General features: G+C 58.4%; 13 protein-coding genes. 9 read left to right on the top strand and 4 right to left on the bottom strand.

All coding sequences use genetic code 11. The features are described from left to right. Positions 1 to 50 precede the first annotated feature (50 nt). The 9 genes from QZ298_RS05400 (at position 51) to QZ298_RS05360 (ending at position 21,111) form a co-directional block, all read left to right on the top strand. Positions 51 to 4,025: an ATP-binding protein gene (locus QZ298_RS05400; RefSeq protein WP_296006306.1), complete on the top strand. Its 3,975-nt coding sequence runs from the start codon at positions 51 to 53 to the stop codon at positions 4,023 to 4,025. Between the two features lie 146 nt (positions 4,026 to 4,171). Beyond that, positions 4,172 to 6,499 (top strand): DUF2264 domain-containing protein, encoded by a 2,328-nt coding sequence (locus QZ298_RS05395; RefSeq protein ID WP_363323909.1) that lies wholly within the window; start codon positions 4,172 to 4,174, stop codon positions 6,497 to 6,499. 29 nt (positions 6,500 to 6,528) lie between these two features. Next, positions 6,529 to 9,591 (top strand): TonB-dependent receptor, encoded by a 3,063-nt coding sequence (locus QZ298_RS05390; RefSeq protein ID WP_296006301.1) that lies wholly within the window; start codon positions 6,529 to 6,531, stop codon positions 9,589 to 9,591. Between the two features lie 12 nt (positions 9,592 to 9,603). Then, positions 9,604 to 11,229, top strand: a complete 1,626-nt coding sequence (locus QZ298_RS05385; protein WP_296006298.1) for a RagB/SusD family nutrient uptake outer membrane protein — start codon at positions 9,604 to 9,606, stop codon at positions 11,227 to 11,229. A 30-nt stretch (positions 11,230 to 11,259) separates the two neighbouring features. Continuing rightward, entirely contained in the window at positions 11,260 to 13,098 is a 1,839-nt protein-coding gene (locus QZ298_RS05380) for a BACON domain-containing carbohydrate-binding protein (protein WP_296006294.1), read from the top strand. 55 nt (positions 13,099 to 13,153) lie between these two features. Beyond that, complete coding sequence (locus tag QZ298_RS05375; RefSeq protein ID WP_296006292.1) at positions 13,154 to 13,939, top strand: sialate O-acetylesterase; 786 nt, start codon at positions 13,154 to 13,156, stop codon at positions 13,937 to 13,939. Then, positions 13,932 to 16,586, top strand: coding sequence for a glycoside hydrolase family 2 TIM barrel-domain containing protein (locus QZ298_RS05370; RefSeq protein ID WP_296006289.1), 2,655 nt, complete (start codon positions 13,932 to 13,934; stop codon positions 16,584 to 16,586). The genes QZ298_RS05375 and QZ298_RS05370 overlap by 8 nt, the downstream gene beginning before the upstream one ends. Before the next feature lie 20 nt (positions 16,587 to 16,606). Then, positions 16,607 to 18,154 (top strand): hypothetical protein, encoded by a 1,548-nt coding sequence (locus tag QZ298_RS05365; RefSeq protein WP_296006287.1) that lies wholly within the window; start codon positions 16,607 to 16,609, stop codon positions 18,152 to 18,154. Continuing rightward, entirely contained in the window at positions 18,151 to 21,111 is a 2,961-nt protein-coding gene (locus QZ298_RS05360) for a discoidin domain-containing protein (protein ID WP_296006284.1), read from the top strand. Before QZ298_RS05365 ends, QZ298_RS05360 begins: the two co-directional genes overlap by 4 nt. A 61-nt stretch (positions 21,112 to 21,172) precedes the next feature. Here QZ298_RS05360 and QZ298_RS05355 read toward each other — a convergent pair whose 3' ends face one another. The 4 genes from QZ298_RS05355 to QZ298_RS05340 form a co-directional block, all read right to left on the bottom strand. Further along, entirely contained in the window at positions 21,173 to 21,991 is an 819-nt protein-coding gene (locus QZ298_RS05355) for an SDR family oxidoreductase (RefSeq protein WP_296006281.1), read from the bottom strand. A 6-nt stretch (positions 21,992 to 21,997) separates the two neighbouring features. After that, the gene (gene uxuA, locus QZ298_RS05350; RefSeq protein WP_296006279.1) at positions 21,998 to 23,173 is read right to left on the bottom strand and encodes a mannonate dehydratase; all 1,176 of its coding nucleotides are present in this window, start codon (positions 23,171 to 23,173) and stop codon (positions 21,998 to 22,000) included. Positions 23,174 to 23,183: 10 nt separating this feature from the next. Continuing rightward, positions 23,184 to 24,998: a family 43 glycosylhydrolase gene (locus QZ298_RS05345; protein ID WP_296006277.1), complete on the bottom strand. Its 1,815-nt coding sequence runs from the start codon at positions 24,996 to 24,998 to the stop codon at positions 23,184 to 23,186. Positions 24,999 to 25,202: 204 nt separating this feature from the next. Further along, the gene (locus tag QZ298_RS05340; protein ID WP_296006274.1) at positions 25,203 to 26,186 is read right to left on the bottom strand and encodes a CorA family divalent cation transporter; all 984 of its coding nucleotides are present in this window, start codon (positions 26,184 to 26,186) and stop codon (positions 25,203 to 25,205) included. Positions 26,187 to 26,378 lie beyond the last annotated feature (192 nt).

The raw sequence follows: 26,378 nt of genomic DNA, 5'->3' as shown, positions 1-26,378 counted from the left end.
TTTGCATCGCCGCGCCATGGACAGTGCACCCTGAAACGCGGGACATCCAGATGCGTTTTCTCAGCGTTACCGAAGGCCTTTCGCACCAGACGGTCAATTGCTTCTGCCAGGACGAGTTCGGATTCGTGTGGATCGGGACACAAGACGGTCTCAACCGATTCGACGGACGCACGGTCGACCAGTTCAAACCCGACGGCTCCCCCTACGGAATCAGCAGCAACAACATCCGCCAACTGCACAGCGACCGCAACGGCCACATCTTCATCCGGTCGCTGCAATGCGTCGAACGCTACGATCTGCGGCACGAGCGGTTCGACCTGCTATACAGCGGGGACGTAAGCGCCATGGCCTGCAACGGCGATGAAATCTACATCGTCGACAACGACCGTATCCTGCGCATCGACAGCACGCTGCCTGCGGGAGAATACCCCCAGCCCGAAACCGTCTTCTCATTCAACGGCCTCGAAGAACATCCGGGCCATGTCAACAACCTGATCGTTTCGCACAACAGACTGATTCTCACTTCCTCCAAACTCGGGATGCTCTGCATCGAGAATGGGCGGATCGTGCACAGGGAGCAAATGGGAACCGTCAACTCGTTGCAGACCGACGCCGAAGGGAATCTTTGGATCGCGACGCGGGACGCAGGATTGTGCCGCATCGACCCCATGTGGCGCACGAGTTGGTACCAGCATCGCAGCGGCGACAAAACATCGCTGATACACAACAATGTAAGAGCCGTCGTACAAGCCGAAAACGGATTCTACTATGTCGGCTCCTACGGCGGACTCCAGATGCTCGACCTCCATTCGGGACGCTTCATCCTGTGCAACTACGAACAAAACGAAGAGATCAACGTCCGCTCGATCATCTCCATGCTCTGCGACGACAACGGCACGCTGTGGATCGGCACATTCCACTGCGGCGTGCAATACCACAACGTAGCCAACGACAACTACCGGTTCTACCGCGTCTCTTCGAACCATCACGGAGAACACATCTCCCCGGTCATCAGCGCCATCGCCGAAGATAACGACCGCACGCTGTGGCTTGCTACCGAAGGCAACGGACTGATTCGGTTCGACCCCGAAAATGCCTATTTCGACCTGTTTCCCGGTTTAGCGAACAACACGGTCATCAAGACGCTTCATTACGACGCCGACCGGCATCAGCTGTGGGCCGCATCGCTCTTCAACGGCATCGACTGCATCGATCTGCGCACGAGACAATGCACCCATGTGGAACCCTCGGTGTGGAACGCAGAAGAACGCTGCGTGGGTCGGGCGCACAACATCCTGCGCATCATCGACGACGGCCGATCGGGTCTGCTGTTGGCGACCCGCATCGGCCTGGTGCGGCTCAACCGGGAAAAGATGCGGCTGGAAGCGGTCGACAACGAAGCGATTTTCCGGCGCAGCGTATCCCAAATATGGGACATCGCCCGCAGCAACGGGAAATTGTGGATAACCACTTCGTTCGATCTGATGCAGCTCGACGAAGCAAGCGGCGCCGTGCGTCATTACTCGTTCGCCGAGATTTCGGGCACGCAGGCCAAACAACACATCAACCATCTGCTTTGCGACTCTGCCGGCGAGCTGTGGCTCGGCTCCACGGGGTCGGGCATCTTCCGGTACGACCCGCAAAACGACACGTTCGAACATTATGGCAGCGACCGGGGTCTCGCCAGCGGATTCGTGACCGCCCTGGCCGACCGCCCTGCCTTCATGCCGAAAAGCGACAGCACCTCGAACACGATCTACGTGGGACACAGCCACGGCATCAGCTGGCTCGACGAACACCGGTCGCAGTTCGAAAATTACGGTATGGCGAACGGTTTCCCCCTGTCGAACGTCTGCGAAAACGGTCTCTACATCTCGGACAACCAGAACATCTTCGTCTGCGGACCGCAAGGCGTCGTCCACATCCGTTCCGGACAGTTCCGGGAACGATATGCCGACTATCGCATCCACATCAAGGGGCTGCTGGTGGACAATTGCCCCGTACATCCGGGCGACTCGCTCCGACTGCTCGCCGCGTCGCCGCTCTACTGCCATCGGATGACCCTTCCGTCGCGCTATTCGTCCGTCACGTTCCGCATCGCCGGCAACCATTTCGTGAATGCCCCCGCCGCCGGACTGGAATATTGTCTCGAAGGATTCGATTCGCATTTCATCAAGGCCGAAAATACGACTCAAGTTACCTACATGAATCTCAAGGCAGGGCGCTACCGTTTCGTGGTGCGAGGCATGCTGCCCGACAGAAACGGCCGCCGGCCCGAGACGACGTTCGACTTGCGGGTCAAGGCGCCGCTTTACGCCCGGCCGTGGTTTCTGCTGCTGATCGCCGTCAGCAGCCTCATCGTGCTCTGGAAATTGTGGAAATTGTGGCTGCAACATCAGAAACTGGAGCAGATGCTGCGCATCGAGCAACTGGAGAAAGAACATATCGAACAATCCAACACCCAGAAATTCAGATTTTTTACCAACGTATCCCACGAATTCCGAACTCCCCTGACCCTCATCATGGGACAAGTCGAAGTCCTGCTCATGCGGCAGGACATCGCCCCGTCGGTCTACAACCGGATTCTGAGCGTATACCGCAACACCCAACGCCTGAAAAACATGGTCGACGAGATCATCGACATCCGCCGGCTCGACCAGTCGCAGCTGCGTCTGCATGTCGATCGCGAAGAACTCGGAGCCGTAGCCAAAGGCATCTGGCTGCTGTTCCAGGACTACGCCTCGCAACGCGGCATCGAATTTCGTTTCGCGAAACCCGAAACGCCGCTCGAACTGGAGTTCGACCGACGACGGCTGGAAAAAGTTTTGGACAACCTGCTCTCCAACGCCTTCAAATACACGGCCTCCGGCGGCTGCATCGCGATGAGCGTGAGCGCCGGGGACAACGAAGCCGTGATCTCCGTGGCCGACACGGGCGTCGGCATAGCACCCGAACATCTCGACCGCATCTTCGAACGCTTCTGGCAAGACGAACAAACCAATGCTGCAATCAACCAATACGGCTCGGGCATCGGTCTTTCGCAAGCCAAAAATCTGGTCGAAATGCACGGCGGACGCATCACGGTCGAGAGCGAACCCGGCAAAGGCTCGGTTTTCAGCGTCCATTTGCCGCTCTCGCTCCACCGCGACGATCCGAACATCATCTTCGTCGACAACACGGAAAAACACCCCGCTGCTTTTCTCGAACAAAAATGCCTTGAAGAAGCGCCGCAGCCCGAAATAGAGAAAAACACGAAGATCCTGCTCGTCGAAGATCATGCGGAGATGCTCGAAATGCTGCGTCAAATCTTCGAACCGCTCTACGAAGTGCATACCGCCGCGAACGGTGCCGAGGGTCTGGAAGCGGCCCGGGCGCTTCAACCCGATCTGGTGCTGAGCGACATCATGATGCCCGTCATGTCGGGGTTCGAAATGTGCAAACGCATCAAGACAGGTATCGAAACAAGTCACATCCCCGTGGTGCTTCTTACAGCCTACCACACCGAAGAACATACGCTCGAAGGCCTGCTTACCGGTGCCGACGACTATATCGCCAAGCCGTTCAACGTCCGCATCCTGCTGGCCCGCTGCAACAACATCATCGTGCAGCGCCGGCACCTCCAATCGAGATTCCGCGATACGATCGACGACCGCGAATTCGTGGCCGCGACCCACCCGCACGACCGAAAGATCCTTTCCGACGCCGTAGCCATCGTCGAACGGCATCTTGCCGACAGCGAATTCGACGTCAACGCTTTCGCCAGCGAACTCGGACTCAGCCGCACGCTGCTTTTTACCAAACTGAAAGGCATCGCCGGACAGACTCCCAACGAATTCATACTCTCTGTCCGGCTTCGTCAAGCCCTGGAACGGCTCAAGACCGACCCCCGGGCGAGCGTCGCTGAAATAGCCTATGACACAGGCTTCTCGTCGCCGAGCTACTTCATCCGCTGCTTCCGCAACAAGTTCGGCGTAACGCCCAGCGTCTACCGAAAACGATCGTCGGGCGCGCCACCGAAAGTTTAAGATGATTTTACCGTTTTTACGGATGATTTTTTCATTCCGCGCAGCGTTTCTTGCCGTCCTTTGTCAAAGAGAAAACCAACCGTAAAAACGATGCAATCATGAAAAAACTTTTGCTCCTCGTTCTTCTCGCCTGCCTCGCTCCGACGATGAAGGCCGAAGAACGTCCGGTGTGCGACAAGGCTACGGTACGCACCGTCGGCCGCACCCTCGACTTCGCCGTCGAACAGTCGCTCCGACTCTATGAATCGGTAAAAGAGACGCCCGATCAGATGCCCCGCAGCTGGTATGCGTCCAACGACTCGCTCATCATGTGCCCGATACGCTGGTGGGCCAGCGGGTTCTTTCCGGGTACGATGTGGTATCTGTATGAACACAGCGGCCGCGAAGACCTGCGCCGTATCGCCGAACAGCTTACCGAGCGCATGGAGAGCGAGAAAGACCGTACCGACAACCACGACATCGGCTTCGCCATCAACTGCACCTACGGCAACGGCTACCGGCTGACGCACAAGGAAGCCTACCGCGACGTCATCCTTACCGCAGCGCGCAACTTCGCCACACGATTCGACCCCAAGGTGGGCTGCACCCGCTCGTGGAACACCAAGAAATGGGGTTACACGGTCATTATCGACAACATGATGAACCTCGAACTGTTGACCGTGGCTTCGCACCTGGCGGGCGACAACAGCTATTGCGACATGGCCAAATCGCACGCCGATGTGACGATGCACAACCACTTCCGGCCCGATGCCAGTTCGTATCACGTCGTAGGCTACGACGAAGAAACAGGCAAGGCCATCCATCATGTGACTCGGCAAGGCTATTCCGATTCGTCGTCTTGGGCACGCGGTCAGGCGTGGGGTCTCTACGGCTACACGATGATGTATCGTCAGACGGGCGAACGCCGCTACCTCGATCATGCGGTGCGCATCGGCAAATATCTGATGAATCATCCGAACCTGCCCGCCGACAAGATTCCCTACTGGGATTACGATGCGCCCGACATTCCGAAAGCGGTGCGCGATGCCTCGGCCGGCGCTCTGATGGCTTCGGCCTACATCGAACTTTCGACTTTCGTCGACGGAGAAACCGGCGAACGCTTCCTGCGCATGGCCGAACATCAACTGCGCTCGCTCTGTTCGCCCAAATATCGCTCGAAAGCGGGCCGGAACGGCAACTTCATCATTACCCATTCGACGGGATTCTTCGCCAGCAACTACGAAATCGACGCTCCGATTTCCTATGCCGACTACTATTTCGTCGAAGCCATGATGCGCTACAAGCGTCTTGCCGCCGGACAACCCATAACCGACAACACTGCTCCGGCCACGGCCTGCAACGACCGGGAAACATGGATCGCATCGCTCGACCGCATAGCCCGGCCCGTGCTGACCGCCCTGGCCGACAATGAACTGCGCGCCACGATGCCCGTCGAGAGCATCGGCGACATTGCACGCCGCCGCACCTGCACGCACCTGGAAGCATTCGGCCGCGTCATGGTGGGCATCGCCCCATGGCTCGCACTGGGCGAAGATGCTACACCCGAAGGCCGTTTGCGCGGAGAGTATCTGCGTCTTTCGGTGGCGGCGCTCGCAAATGCTGTCGATCCCGATTCGCCCGACTGTCTGAACTTCAGCGAAGGCCGCCAACCGCTGGTCGACGCAGCCTTTCTTGCACAGGCTCTGCTGCGTGCTCCGCAGCTGTGGGAGCAGCTCGACGCTGTTTCGCGCACCCGCCTGCTCGACGCACTGCGTGCATCGCGCGCGATCCGCCCCTCCGAGACCAACTGGCTCTTTTTCTCGGCCATGGTCGAAGCGGCATTGCGCGAATTCGGCGGCCAATGGGAATACGACCGTATCGCCTACGCATTCGAACGCTTCGATGCGTGGTACAAGGGCGACGGCTACTATGGCGACGGCACCGACTTGCACCTCGACTACTACAACAGCTTTGTCATCCAGCCGATGATGATGACCCTCATCGACGTGCTGAAACGTTACAATGCCCCGGATGCGGCATTCGCCGTCAAACAAAACAGCCGTTACACCCGCTATGCCGCCCTTCAAGAGCGGATGATCTCTCCCGAGGGCACCTATCCTGCGACGGGGCGCTCGCTGGCCTACCGGTTCGGGGCTTTCCACGCACTTTCCGATGCCGCACTCCGCCGCATGCTGCCCGAAGCGCTCGCTCCGGCTGCCGTACGCAGCGCGATGACCGCCGTGATCCGCCGCCAGACGGATGCACCCGGCACCTTCGACGAGCAGGGATGGCTCCGCGTGGGTTTCTGCGGCCACCAACCGTCCATCGGCGAAAGCTACATTTCGACAGGCAGCCTTTACCTCTGCTGCGCCGCATACGTCGCGCTCGGACTGCCGGCCGACGATCCGTTCTGGAGTGCGCCCGCCGAACCGTGGACAAGTGTCAAAGCCTGGTCGGGCGCCGACCTGCCGGCCGACAAGGCACTCAAAGAATAAAAAACTGCACAACCTAAAACCAACCGCTTATGAAACCAACGATCCATCTAAAATTCGTCTTGCTCGTCGCAACGCTGTTCGCCTGGACGAGCCTTTGGGCGCAGCAGACGACAGTCACGGGCGTTGTGAAAGATGCCAACGGGCCGCTGCCCGGCGTCAACGTTACCGTAGCCGGCACCGCCATCGGCGTGACGACCGACATAAACGGTCGATACCGCATCGCGGCCGATGCCCGTGCGACCCTCGAATTTTCGTTCATCGGCTACCGCAAGGAGCAGACGATCATAGGTTCCCGCACCACGATCGATGTCGTGATGGAAGAACTGGCCAATGCCATCGACGAATTGGTCGTGGTGGGCTACGGCTATCAACGCAAGAGCGACGTCGCCACCTCGGTCACTTCGGTAAAAGCTGACGAAATGAAGACTTTCCCATCGAGCAACGTAGCCGACATGCTTCGCGGCCGGGCGGCCGGCGTACAAGTCACCGCTTCGTCGGGACGTCCGGGTTCCATCCCGACCATCACGATTCGCGGTGCGCGCTCGATAGCGGCCGAAAACACGCCGCTTTACATCATCGACGGCTCGCCGTCAAGCGCTACCGAATTCAGCACGTTGAGCGCAGAGGAAGTGGAATCGCTCGAAATCCTGAAAGATGCCGCGGCACAAGCCATCTACGGAGCACGCGCCAGCGACGGTGTGATTCTCGTGACCACGAAACGCGGCAGCGCCGGCCGCACGGAGGTCTCCTACAACGGGTATGTGGGCGTTCAGAAACTGTGGCGCAATTTCGACTTCTATTCGGGCGAGGAATATTTCAACCTGCGCCGCGAGGCCAAAGCCAACGATGCCGGACTGCTCGACGCCCGGGAAATGTCGGTCGAAGATGCACTCGGCGACGAAATCATGGCTCGCGTATGGGCCAGCGGCAAATCGGTCGACTGGGAAAGCCTGATGTTCCGCAACGCCCTCTACCACAACCACGACATCAGCATCCGCAGCGGCAGCGAGAAGCTCAAGGCGGCGGCCAGTGCCGGATTCTTCGACCAAAACGGCATGGCCCGTCTCGGATCGGGCTACCGGCGCGGCACGTTCCGCATCAATGCCGATCTGAAGGTCAACAAATGGCTCTCCGTAGGCGTCAACTCCTCCTATGCGATCACGTCGCAGAAACGCGAAGACGGCAACTTCAACGAATTCATTACCCGCCCGCCGCTGTCCGAGATCTATGATGCCGACGGCAACCCTACCGAACTCATCAACTCCAGCGGCCATATCAATCCGCTCTATCGGGCCGAACATTTCGAACGCCGCATCAACCGCGATTCGTACCGCCTGAACTTCTTCGCGGACATCAAACCGTTCAAAGGGTTCAACTATCGCCTCAATACTTCGATTTATCAACGTTTCGACGAAGACAAACAAGCCAAAGACGCAGACTATCCGGGCGGCGGCGCCTCGGCGCAAATTACCAACAGCCGGACTAAAAACTGGCTGATCGAAAACATCCTTACCTATCAGGTGCCGATCCGCAACCAAAACCACAACCTGACCCTCACGGCCGTGCAGTCGATCGACCACAACCTCAACACGACGCTGGGGTACGCCACCGACAACCTGCCTGTGGACAAGGGGCCCGACTTCATCGCCAACGGCGAATTCTCGGGCAAACCCGCACGTGCCTCCAACGAGCACAACCTTGTTTCGTTCATGGCCCGTGCGCAATATGCTCTCCTGGACCGCTATCTGTTGAATGTCGCCGTGCGTATCGACGGCTCGTCGCGCTTCGGTGCGAACAACAAGTGGGGTACGTTTCCTTCCGTAGCGCTGGCATGGCGCATGAACCAAGAAGGCTTCCTGCGCGAAGCGGAGTGGATCGACAACCTGAAACTGCGCCTGAGCTACGGAATCGTAGGCAACCAGAACGGCATCGGCAACTACGAGACCCTCGGCCTGGCCGACGGCCACGGCTACGAATTCGGCGACGACTACGTGATGGGCTACCTGCCAGGCACCGAACTGTCGAACCCCAATCTGAAATGGGAGCGTTCGGCCACCGTGAACGCGGGCGTCGACTTCGGCTTCTGGAACAACCGGCTTGCAGGCACCATCGAGTTCTACGACACCCGCACTTCCGACTTGCTCGTCAAACGAGGCATCAATTCGGCTCTGGGTTACACTTCGATGCTCGACAACCTCGGCAAGACCCGAAGCTGGGGCCTGGACATCGGTCTGACAGGCGAACTACTGCGCAAGAAAGATTTTTCGTGGAGCGTCTCCTCCAACTTCAGCCTCTTCCGCAACGAAATCGTCCGCATCGACAACACGCTCGACGAATACGGGCGTCCGGCCAGCCAACCGGCCAACAACTGGTTCGTCGGCAAGTCGATCAACGTTTACTACAACTACAAGACCGACGGCATCTTCCAATACGACGACTTCGACATCTCGAAAGACGCCTACGGCAACATCGTCTACACGCTCAAACCGACAATCGACACCGACGGCGACGGCAAGGCCGACAAGGCGATGGAATACACCAACGCCGTGAAACCGGGCATGGTAAAAATCCGCGACCTGAACAACGACGGCAAAATCAACGCCGACGACCGTACGCCGATCTCGAAAGACCCCGACTTCACGCTGTCGCTCTCGACGACGCTACGCTGGAAAGGCTTCGAATTCTTCATGGACTGGTACGGCGTACATGGCGGTCGTCTGATGAACCCGTTCTTGCACGAAGCCAACAGCGGCGGCTCGCTGCAAGGCAAACTCAACGGTGTGAAGGTCGACTACTGGACACCCTACAATCCGTCGAACCAGTTCCCGCGTCCGTCGTTCAACTCCAACGCCACCTATCAAAGCGCACTGGCCATTCAGAACACCTCCTACATTCGGCTGCGCACGCTGCAAATCGGCTACAACTTTCAGAAACGGTGGATTTCGAAACTGGGTCTAAGCAAACTGCGTCTCTATGCAACGGCAACCAATCTTCTGACATTCACCGAATTGCTGTCGTACAGCCCCGAGCTGTCACCCGGAGCCTATCCCGAACCGCAGACCTTCGTTTTCGGAGCCAATCTCACTTTCTAAAAATCCACGAACATGAAACGAACCTTATATACGCTTCTGACGCTCGCACTGGTTGCCTCCGCAGCGACCTCCTGCAAGAAGTATCTGGAGTTGGAGTCCAAAACCAATATTACCAACAATTGGCTCTACGACACCCCCGAAGGATTGTCGCGTGCGGTCGTGGCGCTATACGACCTCGACCGTAAAATAGCCAAACCTTCGAACGACAACAACGACTGCTACGTAGTCCAAATGCTCGATTACAGCACCGACCTGATGGTCTACCGAGGAGGCACGGCCGCCTCGCTGGCCCGTCTGAACAACCTGATGCCCAACAACGAGGTCGTCGGAAGTTTCTGGAACCACCATTACAACATCATCGGCAAGACCAACGAAATCATCGGTTCGGCCGAACATATGGATCTCGAAAACCCCGTCGTCCTACGCGCATGGGCCGAGGCGAAATTCTTCCGCGGCCGCGCCTACTTCGAACTTTACAAGCGGTTCGAGCGGCTCTATCTGAACACGACGCCCACGGCGGTCGATAACCTGGAACGGGTGTTCGAACCGGCTTCGCAAGAAGATCTGTTCGAACGCATCCGCACCGACCTCGACGATGCGGCTGCGCATCTGGCATGGGAGACCCCCGAAGGTTCATCCGCCACTCAACACGGCCGCATAACGAAAGCCGTTGCGAAGCATGTGCGGGCACAATTCGCCATGTGGGAAAAGGACTGGGACACGGCGATCGACGCCTGCGAAGAAATCTTCGCGCACCCCGACCTGTTCAAGCTGGAGAGCCGTCCCGAAGATGTCTTTCTGGCAGGCGTCGAATTGCGTTCGAAAGAGATTCTGTGGGCCTACCAATTCTCGACCAACATGGGCGGCGGCGCCACGGGCAGCACGACGCTCACGGGTCATCGGCTGAGTCTCACAACATTGCCCGTATACCACGGACTGGGCAAATATTTTTCCATCGCCTCCGGCATGGGCGGCTATGGCTGGGGCCGCGTCTACCCGAACACCTATCTGCTGTCGCTTTTCGACCAGGAGAAAGATTCGCGTTACACGAAGCTCATCTGCACCGAACTCATCTGCAACAACCGTTCGGATGCAAGCTACGGCAAACCCTACGATTTGGAGCTTTCGAAAGGCAAGTCCGAGTACATTACCAACCTGCATTTCTTTACGAAGAAATATTTCGATTGCTGGAGCAACACCGACCAGCCCGACCTGCGTTCGAGTTTCAAGGATCTGCCCGTCTATCGGCTGGGCGAAACAGCGCTGATGTGCTGCGAAGCCTATTTCCACCGGGACGGCAGCAGCTCCGATGCGCTGAAGTATTACAACAAGACATGGCAGCGCGCCGGCAACGACGAGGAACACGGGCCGCTGACGCTCGAAAAGATTCTCGACGAATATGCCCGCGAATGCAACTTCGAGGGGGTTCGCTGGCCTTTGCTGAAACGCCTGGGGCTGCTGTCCGAATATGTAAAGGCGCATGCCGGCGATTCGCAAGCAGACGACCCCTATCTGGATCGGAACTACACCGAACCGCGAGACAATTTCGTTGCCGGCAAACATGAACTCTGGCCCATTCCGCAGTCGCAGGTCGACATGATGGGCAAGAATTTCCCGCAACACGAAGCGTGGAACTGATCCTTAATTAACCCCAAATAAAGAAGACTCATGAAAAAGATATTAGGATTCACAGCCGCGCTCGTCGCGATACTATGCGGCGGCTGCACGAGCGACGACGAGGTGCGCGTGATGCCCGAATTCAGTTACTCGGATCACACGGTAACGCTCAACCGTACCGAAGGCTCCTCATTTACCGCCCTGATCGCCACAACGGAACCCATCGTCGAAGCTGAATTCGATTGCCCATGGCTCGCCGTCGACGTGAACACGCGCCGTGCGGTCTTTACGGCGACGCAAACCAACGAAAGTTCCGAAACCCGCACGACGCAAGTGACGCTGCGGGCCGGATCGTTCATCGAACAGGTTACCGTGAACCAGTCTGCCGTCGACGAAGAAAGCGGACTGAAGGTGGGCGACCCCACAGACGACGGGCTGGGCATGATCTTCTGGGTCGATCCGTCGGACCGAACGATCGGCAAGGCCGTTTCGCTGGCCCGCCTCGAAGGCAAGCCGTTCGAATCGACGATGAAGGCTCACGGAGCCGAATCGCGTGTCGACGGGCTGGCCAACACCGCGCTCTACACCGAGCACACGGCAGAGGAAGCCGCAGGCTACTGCACGGCGATGGGCGAAGGCTGGTATCTGCCTGCTTTGGGCGAACTGAACGAACTGTTCGACGCCTACAACGGCGTAGGACATGCGGATCCTTCGTTCATAGCCGCGACCATCGAGACATTGACCGACCCCGAGAAAATGGCGCGTGCGGCATTCGACAAAATGCTGACCGACCTGGGCGGCACGGTCATCGACGCCACCACGTCGGGCAACGGCCAAAGCTACTGGTCGTCGACCGAATACGACGACCAGAATTCCTACGGCGTGCGCTTCGGCAAATACACCTCGGACAAATGGAAAAAATCGGGTACGGCACGCTTCGTACGTTGCGTACGCCGCGTGGGCAACTATCTGCCGCCCGAAGAACCCGCTACGCTGACGCTCTCCTCGCAAACTCTTGCGCTGGAGGCTGCCACGGGCAGCTCGGCGTCGGTAAATGCAACGACCAACAAGGAACTCGCGACGCTCGCCGTAACGCTTGCCGACCCCTCGTGGCTCGCTTTCGACATTGCGGACGCAACGATTACGTTCCGTGCGCTTTCAGCCAACGAAACCGGCGACGTGCGTTCTACGACGGCCACCGTGACAGCCGGCAGCGGCGAGAACACCGCATCGGTCACGCTGACCGTATCGCAGGCGAAACTCATTACCGTGGAGCCTTGGCAGGCGGGCGACATCGTGCCCGACGAAGACGGAGTGAAAGGCGGCATCGTCTTCTGGGTCGATCCGGCCGACGGCACGAAAGCCAAAATCGTATCGCTGACGCGCACCGCTCTCGTCTGGACGACCGCCGCCTCGGCGCCTGTCTACGGGTTGACCGATCCCGACGGAGCCGTGAACATGCAGAAAATCATCGACCACGGAACGGCCGACGACGTACCGGCGGTCGGATGGTGCCAAACCTTCGGCAAAGGCTGGTATTGGCCGTCGCGTCAGGAAATCATCCAACTTTACGATTTCTACAACGGAGGCCACGGCGGAGATTTCATAGCCAATGAGCCGGCAAACCTTAGCGCAGCAGAAAAAGAACAACGCGACAAAATCGAAAAACTATTCATCGACGCAGGCGGCGACCCGCTCAACGGCACACCCGAAGCCTGCGGTTCGCAAGCCGCAGGCAACGGCGACAGCTATTGGGCATCGACGGAAACTTCTGCCGGCGACAAAGCATTCTACATCCGCTTCGGCAAGTATGGCGATCTGAACCTCTCGAAAACAAGCCCTACGCCTCGTTACATCCGTGCCATACGTGCGGTCGAAAAAACCAACTGACACCCGGATTCCTCCCGCACGGTTCGACCGAGCGGGAGGATGACCCACTACTCTGATGAAACGAATCCTCCTCATTCTGGCGTTTTTCGCCGCCGCGGGCCTGACCGCCTGCGGCGGGCGGAAAACGGCTTCCGACAAGGGACCCAATGCGTCGGCATGCGACCTCTTCCTGCTGATCGGCCAATCGAACATGGCCGGACGCGGAGCGATGCTTGCCGCCGACAGCCTCTGGCGCCCCGAGGGCGTGCAACTGCTCGACAGCGCAGGCATCCCCGTGCAAGCGACACAACCGCTCAACCGCTACTCGACCATCCGCAAACGCCTTTCCATGCAAGGGGTCAACCCGGGAGTCGGTTTCGCCGAACTGCTCCACGAAAAGACCGGACGGCCTTTGCTGCTCGTAGTCAATGCCCGCGGCGGCTCGGCGCTCCGGGAGTGGATGCCAGGTTCGGACTACTACAACGAAGCGGTGCGCCGCACGCGGCAAGCCATGGACTACGGCAGGCTGCGCGCCATCCTCTGGCATCAAGGCGAAAGCGACAGCAGCCATCCCGAGCAGTATCTCGAACGGCTGGCAGAAACGGTCGCGGCGCTGCGGCGCGACCTGGGCTGCGGCGATGTGCCGTTCATTGCGGGCGAAATCGCCCGTTGGCACAGCAACGCCGAGCGGTTCAATCCGATAATCGGCCGCATAGCAAAACGCATACCCAACAGTGCCTTCATATCAAGCGAAGGCTGCACGCCTCTGCGCGACTCGCTCGACCCGCACTTCAGCCGCGAGGGGCAACTGCTGCTCGGGCGACGCTATGCAAAAAAAACGATCGAAATGTGTTATGAATAAACGATGCTTCTTTACGCTTCTCGCAGCGTTGCTGGTAATATGTCACCCTTCTTTTGCCGACCGGATCGACTATACGATCAATGACGGCTGGGAGTTCTGTTATGGCGACCTGCATCCTGACGAGCAGGAATGGCACCGCATCTCGGTGCCCCATACGTGGAACGCCGTCGACTGCGACGACGACACGCCCGGCTACCACCGCGGGCCGGCATGGTACCGCCGAATGCTGCACATCGACGCCTCGCTGGCGGGCTATCGGCTCCACCTGCTCTTCGAAGCGGTCGATTCGTATGCCGAAATCTACATGAACGGGACGCCGGTCGGCACGCATGCAGGCGGCTACACGGCGTTCGCCTTCGACGTGACCGACCTGGTCTGCGCCGGCGACAATTTATTGGAAGTGCGCGCCGACAACTCGCATAATCCTGACATTCCGCCTCTTTCAGCCGACTACACCTTCTTCGGAGGCATCTACCGCGATGTACACTTGATCGCCACCGACCCGCTGCATATCACGACGACCCACTACGCATCGTCGGGAGTCTTTCTCACGACGGAACGTCTCGACGCCTCGTCGGCCGAAGTTTCCGTCCGCACGCTGTTGACGAACGACGGGCCGGAAACGGCCCGCGCAACGGTCAGACAACGGGTCTTCGACCCTGCGGGACGCTGCATCGCCCAAACCCAGACATCGGTCAAGCTGCCTGCCGGAACAAACGGCATGCCCGTCCGCCAATCGCTCCGCATTCCGCAGCCGCGTCTCTGGTCGCCCGACGAACCGCACCTCTATCGGGTCGAAAGCTGCGTAATCGACGCCCGCGGCATCGAGACCGACCGGGTGGCCAATCCGCTGGGTCTGCGCACCTGTTCGTTCGACCCCGACCGCGGATTCTTCCTCAACGGCCGCCCGCTCAAACTGATCGGCACGAGCCGTCATCAAGATTACGAAGGGTCGGGATACGCCCTCGGCGACGAACGCCACATACGAGACGTGGAGCAACTCAAGCATATGGGCGGCAACTTCCTGCGCATAGCCCACTATCCGCAAGACCCTGCCGTGCTGGCCGCCTGCGATCGGTCGGGGTTGCTGGCTTCGGTCGAAATACCGATCGTCAACGCCGTCACGCGCAGCGACGCATTCGCCGATTGTTGCGAACGGATGATGACCGAAATGGTGCTCCAGAATTACAATTCGCCCTCGGTCTGTCTCTGGACCTACATGAATGAGGTCATGTTACGGCCCCCCGGCTTTGCAGACGAACACGACAAGGCCGAATACCTACAATGCGTACGCAACATTGCACAACGCTGCAATGCCACGGCCCGCAGACTCGATCCCTCGCGTGCGACCATGCTGCCCTGCCACGGCAATCTGACCCTCTATGAGGAAGCCGGCTTGCTGAAAATACCCGACATCATCGGGGTCAACCTCTATCAAGGATGGTACGGCGGTCGATTTACCGATTTCGAGAAACAACTCGACCGGATACACGCCGCATATCCCGACAAATCGTTGTTCGTCACGGAATACGGAGCCGACTGCGACATCCGCATCCGTTCGGCACGCCCCGAACGGTTCGACTTCTCGGTCGACTACGCTATGCTCTACCACGAACACTACCTGCCGCAGATGCTTGCACGGCCGTTCATCTGCGGTGCGGCAGCATGGAACCTCAACGATTTCTATGCCGAACCGCGCGGCGACGCCATCCCTCACGTCAACTGCAAAGGTCTCTGTACGCTCGACCGCACACCGAAAGACACCTATTTCTACTATCAGGCCATGCTGCGCCCCGATCCGATCGTACACATTTGCGGCGGCGGCCGACATTTCCGCGCCGGAGTGGAGACGACGCCGGGCATCGCAACGGAACGCGTGCGGATCTATGCCAATGCACCGCAGATCGAAGTATCGCTGGACGGACGGGATATGGGCCGATTCGACGTGACGGACTGCATAGCCGAGGTAGAAATCCCCTTCCATGCAGGCACGAACCGCCTCGAAGCAACGATCCGCACCGAGGACGGCCGCACGGCGCGTCACTGCTCCACGACGGAATACCGGCTCGTACCCCGGAAATTCGGCAACGGCACGCCGTTCACTGAAATGAACGTGCTGCTGGGGTCGACCCGCTCCTTCGACGATCCGCAGCAGGAGACGGCATGGATTCCCGAACAACCCTATGAGCCGGGCGGCTGGGGCTATGTCGGCGGCATCCCGTGGCGGCCCAAAACCAATCGCGGCACGCAACCCGCATCGAATCTGCCCATCGACCGAACACGCCTCGACCCCCTATTCCAGACCCAACGCCGAAGCATCGAGGCGTTTCGTGCCGATTTGCCGGACGGAGTTTACGAAGTGACCCTCTATTTTGCCGAACTGGCGGGCGAAGAAACGGCAAGTTCGGTCTACCAACTGGGACTGGCGACCGAAAGCGAAGCCGTCTCGGAACGCGCTTTCGACATCAGCATCAACGGTCTCGACGTCGCCCGCAGTCTCGATGTCGCCGCCGAAGCGGGTCGCAAAACCCCGGTAACGCGACGTTATCGGATCGTCTTGAACAACGGCGAAGGGCTTTGCGTAGGCTTCACTCCCGTGCGATCCGAAACGATGCTCTCGGCCATCCGCATTCTACACTTGTACTAACCGACAAAACCTGAAACGATATGAAAAAGCACCTCATTCTGATCTGCCTGACAGCCTGCATCTCGGGCAGTGCCTGCACTGAAAAATCGGACAAGGATCCCCACTTCATGCCTCCCTCCATTCTGACCGAGAAAGAAGAAGTAGTCTATCCCGACGACCTGCCGGAACCCGGCGAAATGATTCCCTACGAAGAATCGCCCGTCGACCGGCCCTATCGTCCGATCACGGTCAAATACGCATCGGGGTATCCTCCCGTTTCGAGCTGGAAACAAGCCAACACCCGCTTGCTCGCCTATATGTACGGCTACGAACGACGGATTTCGACCTACGAGGAATACAGCGCCGTGACCGACGAATACGGCGCTTATACCGCCGACGGCGCACAACAAGCCACGGGGCGTTTCTACGTAAAGAAAATCGACGACCGCTGGTGGATCATCGACCCGCACGGCTATCGCTACTACATGCGCGGGGTAGCTTCGTTCCGCAAAGGCACCTCCGACCGCAACAAAAAAGCATGGAGCGAACGTTTCGGCAGCGACGACAACTGGGTATCCGTCTCCCGCAACGAACTGGCCCGCATGGGCGTCCACTCGACGGGCGCGTTCGGCACGAACGGAGCCTACGGCATCCAACAAACCTACAATGCTGCCAATGCCAACGCTCCGTTCCCGCTGGCCCCGTCGTTCGGATTCCTCTCCCAATTCCGTTCGCAAAAGAAGCATGCCTATGCCGACGGCAATTCGGCCAATGCTGTCGGACTGGTGCTCTATGACGACTGGGGTGCATTCTGCGAAGAATACATGCGTTCGAGCGCTTTCCAACCCTATGTCAACGACCAGAACACGTTCGGTTTTTTTTCGGACAACGAACTCGACTTCTCGTCGCAGAACAACGCGATTCTCCAGCGGTTCCTCGACATCAAAGATCGGTCGGACGTAGCCTATCTGACCGCCCGGGCGTTTATGGATGAGAAAGGAGCGGCAAAAGTGACCGATGCGCTCAACAACGAATTCGCCGGCATGTTGGCCGAAAAATACTACAAAGGAGTGCGCGAAGCCCTGGACAAGATCGACCCGCAGCTGCTCTACCTCGGCTCGCGCCTGCACGGCACACCGAAATATCTCGAAGGTGTTGTCCGAGCTGCCGGCAAATACTGCGACATCGTGTCGATCAACTACTATTCACGCTGGTCGCCTGAAGGCAAGACCTACATGCCCAAATGGGCCGAATGGGCGGGGAAACCGTTCGTCGTTACCGAGTTCTACACCAAAGGCGTCGAAGATTCCGACCTGAACAACGGCTCGGGAGCCGGCTTCTGCGTTCCGTCCCAGAAAGAACGCGCCTACGCCTATCAACACTTCACGCTGGGGCTGCTCGAAGCCAAAAACTGCGTCGGCTGGTACTGGTTCAAATATCAAGACGACGATGGCACGGACAACAGCAGCAAACCAGCCAACAAGGGAATCTACGACAACTACTATCAGCTATTCCCGTATCTATCGCAGATGATGCGCGAAATCAACTACAATGTCTACAACATCATCGAATACTTCGATCAACAATGAACCGACGACTGATACTTTTCCTGCTGGCGTCGACGATCTTCAGCCTTGAAGCAGGGGCGCAGCCGGCACAGAACCTCTTTCGCAAGGCCCGCATCGCAGCGCTCGACGCTCGTCGCAGCTACGAAGCCGAAAAAGCCGTCGACGGCCTGCACTTCCGGTCGTCGACGTGGATGCCCGCCAACGGTTCGAGACCGCCCTATCTGTTGGAAGTGAGCCTCGACCGCTATTGCGACATCGACTCGATGATCATCTACACGGGGATTCCGGAAGGCGAACGCACACCGGCCGAATCGATACAGTCCGCAGGCTACTGGAACATGAAGAACTTCATCATTCAGTACTGGGACGATGCCAACTGGACCGACATCGGCGAGACGCTGACGACCGAAAACCGTCTCGACAAGGTGGTGTTCCGGTTCCGGCCGGCCATCACATCGTTCCGCTTCCGCATTCGATCGACCGACGGCGAACCCATCCGCATCATCGAGTTCGAGGGATACGGACATCCCAATCCCTCGATGCCGTCGCCCTCGATCGTTGCCGAAGAAATCGTCCGCAAGGAATATCCATCGAAAATCGAGGCAAAGATCCGTCCCGAATCCATGGGCCGCACCATGCGCTATGTAGGCTACAACCAAGGTTACTTCATGCCCGGCAGCAACGTGTCGGCTTGGCTCGAATACAGCCGGGTCAATGCCGTCCGATTGTGGATGCCGCTCGACTTCCTGGTACCCGAAACGGCCGTCGACGCCGCATCGCGTCCGGAGAATCTCGAAGCGTTCGAACTACTGAAAAAACAATTGCGGCACAACCCGAAGCAAGCGGAAATCGACTGGGAAGCGATCGAACGCCGGGCCGATTCGGTCTATGTCTCGACCAATACGATGGTCTACAACTACGCTTTGGATGAATTGCGGCGGCTCAATATCGAATCGTTGATTCAAACCTCGGCCTACAAGGCTGCGCCCGACTGGCCGACGCGCTGGCTGCTCTGGCAGCGGATGTATGCACTGGCCTACTACTCGGCGCTCCGCGGAGGAGTCGAGATGTTCGCCATGCAGAACGAGCCGAATCATCGCCATGCCGGCCCCATTCCGCTCGACGAGTGGATTCGCATGATGCGCATCGCCTCCGACGCCGTCCACTGCGGGGTCGAAGATGCCGTGAAAGCGGGTGCCGGCGACCTGCAAGGAAAGTTCGTAGGCCCCGTCACGGCAGGCACCAACACCAACTGGTGGGCCGCGATCGCCGCAGCCGAGGGAACCGACTACCGCGGCAACGCCTGCGAACAAGAACTGGTCGATCTCTTTTCGACCCACTCGTACAACCTGCCTGCCACCGGCTACGAAGGCAAGACGCTCACGATCGAACGGATTCTGCGCGAGAACCATCCGCACGGAGGCTCCAAACCGATTCTCTACACCGAAATCGGCCGCTGGATGAACGCCTACCTCATCGACAAGGACGAGACGATGGATTCGCCGACGCTCTTTACCGAATGGGCCGGAATATATGCCCGCAACATGATCGAGGGATGCCGCGGCATGTGGGCGTTCAAATTTGCCAACACGGCCAGTTCGACCTATCCGCAAGGGATCAAATCGGGACATCATCACATCTGGAAAGGGCGGCGTTTCGCTGAAGATGCGTTCCGCAACTATGCCCCCGGCTGCCGCATCGTCGCCTCTTCGACCGATGCGGGTTCGCGCCCCGAAATGGCGGTCGACGGCATCAAAGATGCCGCCCACGGCTGGCACGCCACCTCCGACGAAAGCAAATGGCTCGTGCTGGAACTTCCCGAACCCACGATGTTGGGCGGCATGGCCATCTACACCGGCACCGAGGGCGGCGAATTCACGGCTCCCGACCGCATCCGCACGCTCCGCATCGAAACGGAATGCGACGGCGTGTGGCACACGGCAGCCGACATGCGAACGATTCGCTACGCACAGCTTTTCCCGCGCTTCGAAGCACCTGTAAAGGCATCGCGCGTCCGGATATCGACCTCGGACAAAGGGCATTCCGTCATCCGTGAAGTGAAACTGTTCGGCCCCGAATTCATCGACGGGGGCGAAGAATCGTTCGACATCGGCGGTGCACAACGCACGGCGGAAGTAGTACGCCTTTTTGCCAAAGGCTTCGGCGGCGACAAACCGCTGTTGCAGTTCGACCGTACGAGCGAAGACCCTCACTTCGACTTTTGCGCGGCAGCCGATTCCGTAGCCGGCACCCTCTTCGTGTGGATCGTACACCGGCACGACAAACCCTATCGGCTCGATCTGGACCTCTCGGCATGGGGCATTTCCGAGTCGCCGGTAGTCTGCGAACGGGTCGACGAACGACACTACGGCGACGCCGAGCTGCTGCGCACCGATGCCGCGGGGCGAATTCCGCTGCAAGTACCGCCGTGGAGCGTGACACTGCTTAGCGTACCTTTCGAAGCGCACACGCAATACACCCTTCGGGCCGCCGTCTCCGCAACCCTGCACGGCGACGGGTCGGCGACCCCGGCACCCGAAATCGCCATGAACTCCGAAAAACCGGCCGAACATGCCCTTGGGTTTGTCGGGTTCAAGGTACCGGAACCACGGGTGGCCCGCGCTTCAAGAATCCTGCTGCGCCTCCATGGTGCAAGCACCGGCGACCGGCCGTTCCGCTTCCATGTCTATGGCAGCGGCCGACGGCTCGGAAAACGGCCGACAGCAGAACATCTCGATGTCGACCTCTCGCGTCCGGGCGTTCTGAACGCCGGAAGCAGCTGGTTCGTCGCGGGAGAAACAACCCTGACCCGCGAACCGAACGAACGCATGCTTGATGTGACGGAACTCGTGAAACGCCATACCGACGGCACCGTAACGTTCGCATTGATCCGCGAACTGAGGGAACCCGGCGACGACTGCGACAAAGGCATAGTCGGGCATCTCGACGAAGTGCCGGAACTGATCTTCATCGAGTAAAGGAGACGGGGAGCCGATATGAATCGGCTCCCCGTCTCCTTTACGGCAAAACAATGTCCGGCTAAACGCCGCTGAACATCGAAAAACCGCCGTCGACAGGCAAATTCACACCTGTGATGAACGACGCGGCATCGCTGCACAAGAACTGAATGGCTCCGTTCAATTCGGTAATATCGCCGAAACGCCGCATAGGCGTATTGGCCAACACCTTGTGGCTGCGTTCCGTCAACGAACCGTCGGGATTCAGCAGCACGGCGCGATTCTGGTCGCCGATGAAGAACCCGGGAGCCACAGCATTTACCCGAATCCCATCGCCGTACTTCAACGCCATATCCATCGCCAGCCACTGCGTGAAATTCGTGACGGCTGCCTTGGCCGCAGAGTATCCCGGCACGTTGGTCATCGCCTGCAAAGCAGCCATCGACGAAATATTGACGATAGCACCTTTCTTCTGACGCGCCATGACCTCGCCGACCACGATCGACGGATAAACCGTTCCGTTCATGTTCAGATTGGTAACCTTGTTCCAATCCTCGATTTTCATGTCGAAAATCGGCTGCGCGGGCTGCAACGTCGCACCCGGCATGTTGCCGCCCGCGATATTGACAAGGATGTCGATACACCCCCAACGGGCCACGACCGCATCGGTCATCTTGCGGATAGAATCGAGATCGAGAACATTGCACAGCAAGCCCATTACCTCCCCGCCGTTCAAGGCCTCCAACTCTGCGATACGCTGATCCAACTGCTCCTGGCGAATGTCGAGCGCCACGACTTTAGCCCCTTGTTCTACGAAACTTTTGGCGACATTGCCACCCAAAACACCGCCGGCACCGGTAATGACTGCGACCTTGCCTGCAATACTAAATTTTTCATTCATAGTTGCTTATATTTTTTGAAGTTCATCTTTCACTACGGTCATCATGCCCTCGACCTGCCCCAGAGCGAGCATGCGCCCATGGAATGCGTAACCGGGATTGTAACCGAGCTTGTCATCGCCCAACATCGTACGCCCGTGATCCACACGCATAGGCACGCGAGGACGCAAGCGCTCGAAAATCCGAACGAGGTCAACCAAACGGCCCCGTCCTTCGAGGTGCGACGCCTCGATGAAATCGCCGTCCGGCAAGATGTTGCAACTGCGCAGATGGACGAAATGCGTGCGCGCAGCGAACCGTTCGGCCATCTTCACAACGTCGTTATGCGCTCCAGCGGACAACGAACCGGCACAGAACGTCAATCCGTTGTGCGGATTATCCACTGCATTGAGGAGCCAGGCGATGTCCTCCTCCGAAGTAACGATGCGCGGCAGGCCCAGCACCTGAAAGGGCGGGTCGTCCGGATGCACGCACATATCGATGCCCCACCGGTCGCAAACGGGCATGACGGCCGAAAGAAAATAGCGCATGTTCTCGCGCAACCGATCTCGATCGACACCTTCGTACTGCGCCAGCAGGCGGCGAAAAATCGAGACAGGGGCCTTGTCGCCCTCGCGGATATTGCCATTGACGAACCCTTGGGTCTTGACAATGATCGCATCGATCAGTTCGTCTTTTTCAGCCTCGGTAATCGTGCGGTCGAGTTCCTGCACCTTGCGAAGCATTTCGGCATCGTAATCCTTTTCGGCACCCTCCCGCGCCAGAATCTTCATGTCGAAATAGGCGAAACGCACCCGGTCGAAATAAAGCGATGTCGTGCCGTCTGCCCACGGACGGGCCAGATCGGTGCGGATCCAGTCGATAACAGGCATGAAATTGTAACAAACGGTCTTCACACCGCATTTCCCCAGATTCGCCAGGCTGATTTTGTAACGCTCGATCAACTCGTCGCGTTCCGGGCCGGCGTATTTGATCGCTTCGCAAACCGGCAGCGATTCGACGACCGACCACCGCAGGCCGAAAGATTCGATATACTGCTGCAAGCCGCGAATCGCCTCTTCGTTCCATACTTCGCCGTTCGGAATCTCGTGCAGCGCCGTCACGATGCCCTCGACACCGATCTGCCGCAGCATGTCGAGCGTAATTTTGTCTTTCCTACCGAACCATCTCCATGTCTTTTCCATTGCTGTCGTTTCAATTTATTTCTTCATATTCTACATTTTCGGCAAACACTTCGCCTTCGGTCACGCCGCTGTCGTTATAAGCATCGACCCGATACCAATAGGGCTGGCCTTTAGTCAGGACATGCAACACGAGGTCGTGCTTTTCATTGCCCTTGACCTGAACCGTCAGATTCAGACAGTCGGGAGCATAGCCGAAGCACACCAGATAACCCTCGGCACCCTGCGCCGGCGTCCATTCCACATGGGCAAAACGCTCGTCCCGGCGATTACGACGCGCCGCACCCCGCTCCACACGGGCCGGAGCCTTACCCAGGCCATGACCGAAAAGACGCAGACCGCGGATGGCGAACTTGCCCTGCAACATCGCCTTGACGTTCTCCACACGCACGTAACGAGCCATGATGCTGCGTCCGAAGTCGACGTAGCGATGCGGATTGGGCGTACGGTTGCTGCTTTCGTCGACGATCGTCGTCCAATGCTCCCCATCGCGGGAAACGCGGAGCCGATAAGCAGTGTAATCCTCGGCCAGACGGGTCGTATCGACATCCTGCTCGGCGAAGTTGATTTGCACCGCTTCGATCCGCATCGGCCGGCCCAAATCCATGCCGACCCACTCGCCGGCATCCCCGCTTTTCGCCGACCACCACGTGCGGACATTCTCATCGCCGACGAACGCGACTTCATGCCCCTCCAGCTCCGAAGATGCACTGCACGCTTTATTGTACGAAAGCAGATTCCACCCCAAAACCTCGGTCTCGGGATCGAACTTCCGCTGCGGGACACGCATCGGATAATCGCCGAAACGGGTGTGTACCTTCATGCGCCCCTTCGTATCGAACGAGACGGGAAAGAGACCCAGCCGGCGCTCGAACGGGTCGGCATTGCCCACCCACATGGAGGTAATCTCCCACCAATTGCCGTAGCGATCCTCGAATACGCTGCTGTGGCCTGCACCGCCGATGAAGCCGCCAGCCTTAAGCGATACGGGGTTGTAGGGGCAGACCGTAAAAGGGCCTTCGGGAGAGTCGGCCTCCATGACCACGTCGGCATACCAAATCGAAATGGTGCCCGGCGTGGCGAATTGCAGATAATATTTATCGCCGTGCCGCACGACCCAGGCCCCTTCGGGACTGGGCAGCCATCGGAAACGCCCGATCCAATCGCGGGCATCGATCTCGTCGTAGATTTCGCGACGGCCGAAATGATAACCGCCCTCGCAATCGTCGACATGTTCGATGACGGGCATCAACAGCCGCTCCGAATCGGGTATCTCCTCGAAAGTTTCGGGATCGACCTCGAAGCACCGGATCGACTGCTGCGTACCCAGACCGTGATAGATGAAAAAACGCCCGTTGTCGACGAAAAGCGCCGGGTCGGAAACACGACGCACATCGCCGCAGTGCTCCCAACGTCCGCTGTCGGGATCCGACGTACGGATCACTTCGGTCGTCCGGGCCGCACGGTCGCGTTTGAGCCGAATGAAATAGAGGTATTCGCCATCGGTGGCCACGGCCGGAGCCACATAACGACCGCCGTCCTGTGCCGCATAACGGATTTCGGGGGCGAAGGCGATATTCTGCCAATGAACCAGATCGTCCGACACACGATAACCGCCCGTATCGTGCGTAGAAAAGAGGTAGTAACGGTCTTTGAAAAGAACGATTACGGGATCGGCTGCCGCCCGGGCCAATGTCTGTCTGAATCCGCCCCAACCGTAATCGAGGTCGATGGGGTTGCAATAGGTGGGGGCAGGAACATTCTGCTGGGAACAGCCGGCCAACGAGGCGGCACCGAGCAGCCCGACTAAAAAATGTGCGAATCTCATAACGGATTTCGTTTGAAACAAAAATACCCGAAACGCAGGTCGGGCCACGCACTTCGGGTACAAAAAAATACGAAAATAATACGGATTGCCGCCGAATCCCTTCCGAAGAGAAGAATCGGCGGTCAACGTTCCGGAATCGGCCCGATTTATCGGTCGAAAAGAAAGGCGAGAAAGGAAGCCGACAAAAGAACTCCTCTTACCGGCTTACAACCATTTTTTGTAGCGGAAGAACCAGATCGTCAAGCCGGAGCAGACGATCATCAACCCGATGGCGAAAAGGTAGCCCAACGGCAGCACCCATCCGTTGGGAAAAGTGAGATGCCAGTCCAGTTCGGGCATGTACTTGAAGTTCATGCCATAGATCGAGGCAATGAGCGTCGCGGGGAGAAAGATGACGGCGGCGACGGAAAAAATCTTGACGATCTCGTTCTGCTCGATGTTGATCAGACCCAGAGCGGCGTCCTGGATGTAGTCGAGACGCTGGAACGAGAAATCGGCGTGGTTGATGAGCGAGTTGACGTCCTTGATCATCAACTGCAACCGCGGATAGATGTCGTTGGGGAAGCGCTCGGAACGCAGGATGCCGGACAAGACGCGCTGGCGGTCGAAGATGTTCTCGCGCAACGACATGGTGCTCTCCTGCAAGGCGCTGATGCGGTGCAGCACCTCCTTGTCGATGGTATCCTCGGAATTGATGGCCTTGGAGAGCGAAGCGACCTGCTTGGAAACCAACTCCACCATGTCGGCATCGAAGTCGATGCGTACCTCCAACAACGAAATGAAAAGGTGGTAACCGGTGGAATAGCTGCGGTAGTTCATCTGGAGCCGCTTTTCGGTCTCGCGGAACGTACGCGACTCGGCACCCCGCACGGAGACCAGCACGCCCTCGTTGGAGATGATGAACGACACCGGCTCGACGACGAACGAATCGCCCGTGGGCACGAAGAAATTGGAGTTGGAGATGATGGCGTTTTCGTTCTCGGAATATTTGGACGTCGACTCGATCTCCTCGACCTGCTGTTTGGTCTGGAGACTGATCTCCATGAAGTTCTCGACGGCCTTCTGCTCCTTGATGGTGGGAAGAAGCATGTCGATCCACAAAATGTCGTCGTAACCCAACTCGTCGAAGAGCTTGGTGTCGGCATTGCGGATGATCTTGTTGTACTGCTTAAGATAGATGGTAATCATTGAAGGGCCTTTCTGAAAAGTTGCTGAATCCGTTGACGACCGTAAGCGCACGAAACGCCTGCCGACCTCTTCAGCCGGGATTGACCCTCAACGGAACCCGCATGTCGGCACTGCGGAACTTGCAGAAAGGAAAAGACAACGACGAACCGGCATGCAGGCTATCTGCACGCTTCGCACCATGGATGCACGGCA

Source organism: uncultured Alistipes sp. (assembly GCF_910580175.1).
Taxonomy (GTDB): Bacteria; Bacteroidota; Bacteroidia; order Bacteroidales; family Rikenellaceae; genus Alistipes.
This window is presented reverse-complemented; position numbering and strand designations above follow the sequence as displayed.

Excerpts from the sequence above, each read along its gene's own strand:
- uxuA (WP_296006279.1), bottom strand. The coding sequence starts at position 23,173 with ATGGAAAAGACATGGAGATGGTTCGGTAGGAAAGACAAAATTACGCTC.
- QZ298_RS05390 (WP_296006301.1), top strand. The coding sequence starts at position 6,529 with ATGAAACCAACGATCCATCTAAAATTCGTCTTGCTCGTCGCAACGCTG.
- QZ298_RS05375 (WP_296006292.1), top strand. The coding sequence starts at position 13,154 with ATGAAACGAATCCTCCTCATTCTGGCGTTTTTCGCCGCCGCGGGCCTG.
- QZ298_RS05355 (WP_296006281.1), bottom strand. The coding sequence starts at position 21,991 with ATGAATGAAAAATTTAGTATTGCAGGCAAGGTCGCAGTCATTACCGGT.
- QZ298_RS05385 (WP_296006298.1), top strand. The coding sequence starts at position 9,604 with ATGAAACGAACCTTATATACGCTTCTGACGCTCGCACTGGTTGCCTCC.
- QZ298_RS05395 (WP_363323909.1), top strand. The coding sequence starts at position 4,172 with ATGAAGGCCGAAGAACGTCCGGTGTGCGACAAGGCTACGGTACGCACC.
- QZ298_RS05360 (WP_296006284.1), top strand. The coding sequence starts at position 18,151 with ATGAACCGACGACTGATACTTTTCCTGCTGGCGTCGACGATCTTCAGC.
- QZ298_RS05340 (WP_296006274.1), bottom strand. The coding sequence starts at position 26,186 with ATGATTACCATCTATCTTAAGCAGTACAACAAGATCATCCGCAATGCC.
- QZ298_RS05365 (WP_296006287.1), top strand. The coding sequence starts at position 16,607 with ATGAAAAAGCACCTCATTCTGATCTGCCTGACAGCCTGCATCTCGGGC.
- QZ298_RS05380 (WP_296006294.1), top strand. The coding sequence starts at position 11,260 with ATGAAAAAGATATTAGGATTCACAGCCGCGCTCGTCGCGATACTATGC.
- QZ298_RS05400 (WP_296006306.1), top strand. The coding sequence starts at position 51 with ATGCGTTTTCTCAGCGTTACCGAAGGCCTTTCGCACCAGACGGTCAAT.
- QZ298_RS05370 (WP_296006289.1), top strand. The coding sequence starts at position 13,932 with ATGAATAAACGATGCTTCTTTACGCTTCTCGCAGCGTTGCTGGTAATA.
- QZ298_RS05345 (WP_296006277.1), bottom strand. The coding sequence starts at position 24,998 with ATGAGATTCGCACATTTTTTAGTCGGGCTGCTCGGTGCCGCCTCGTTG.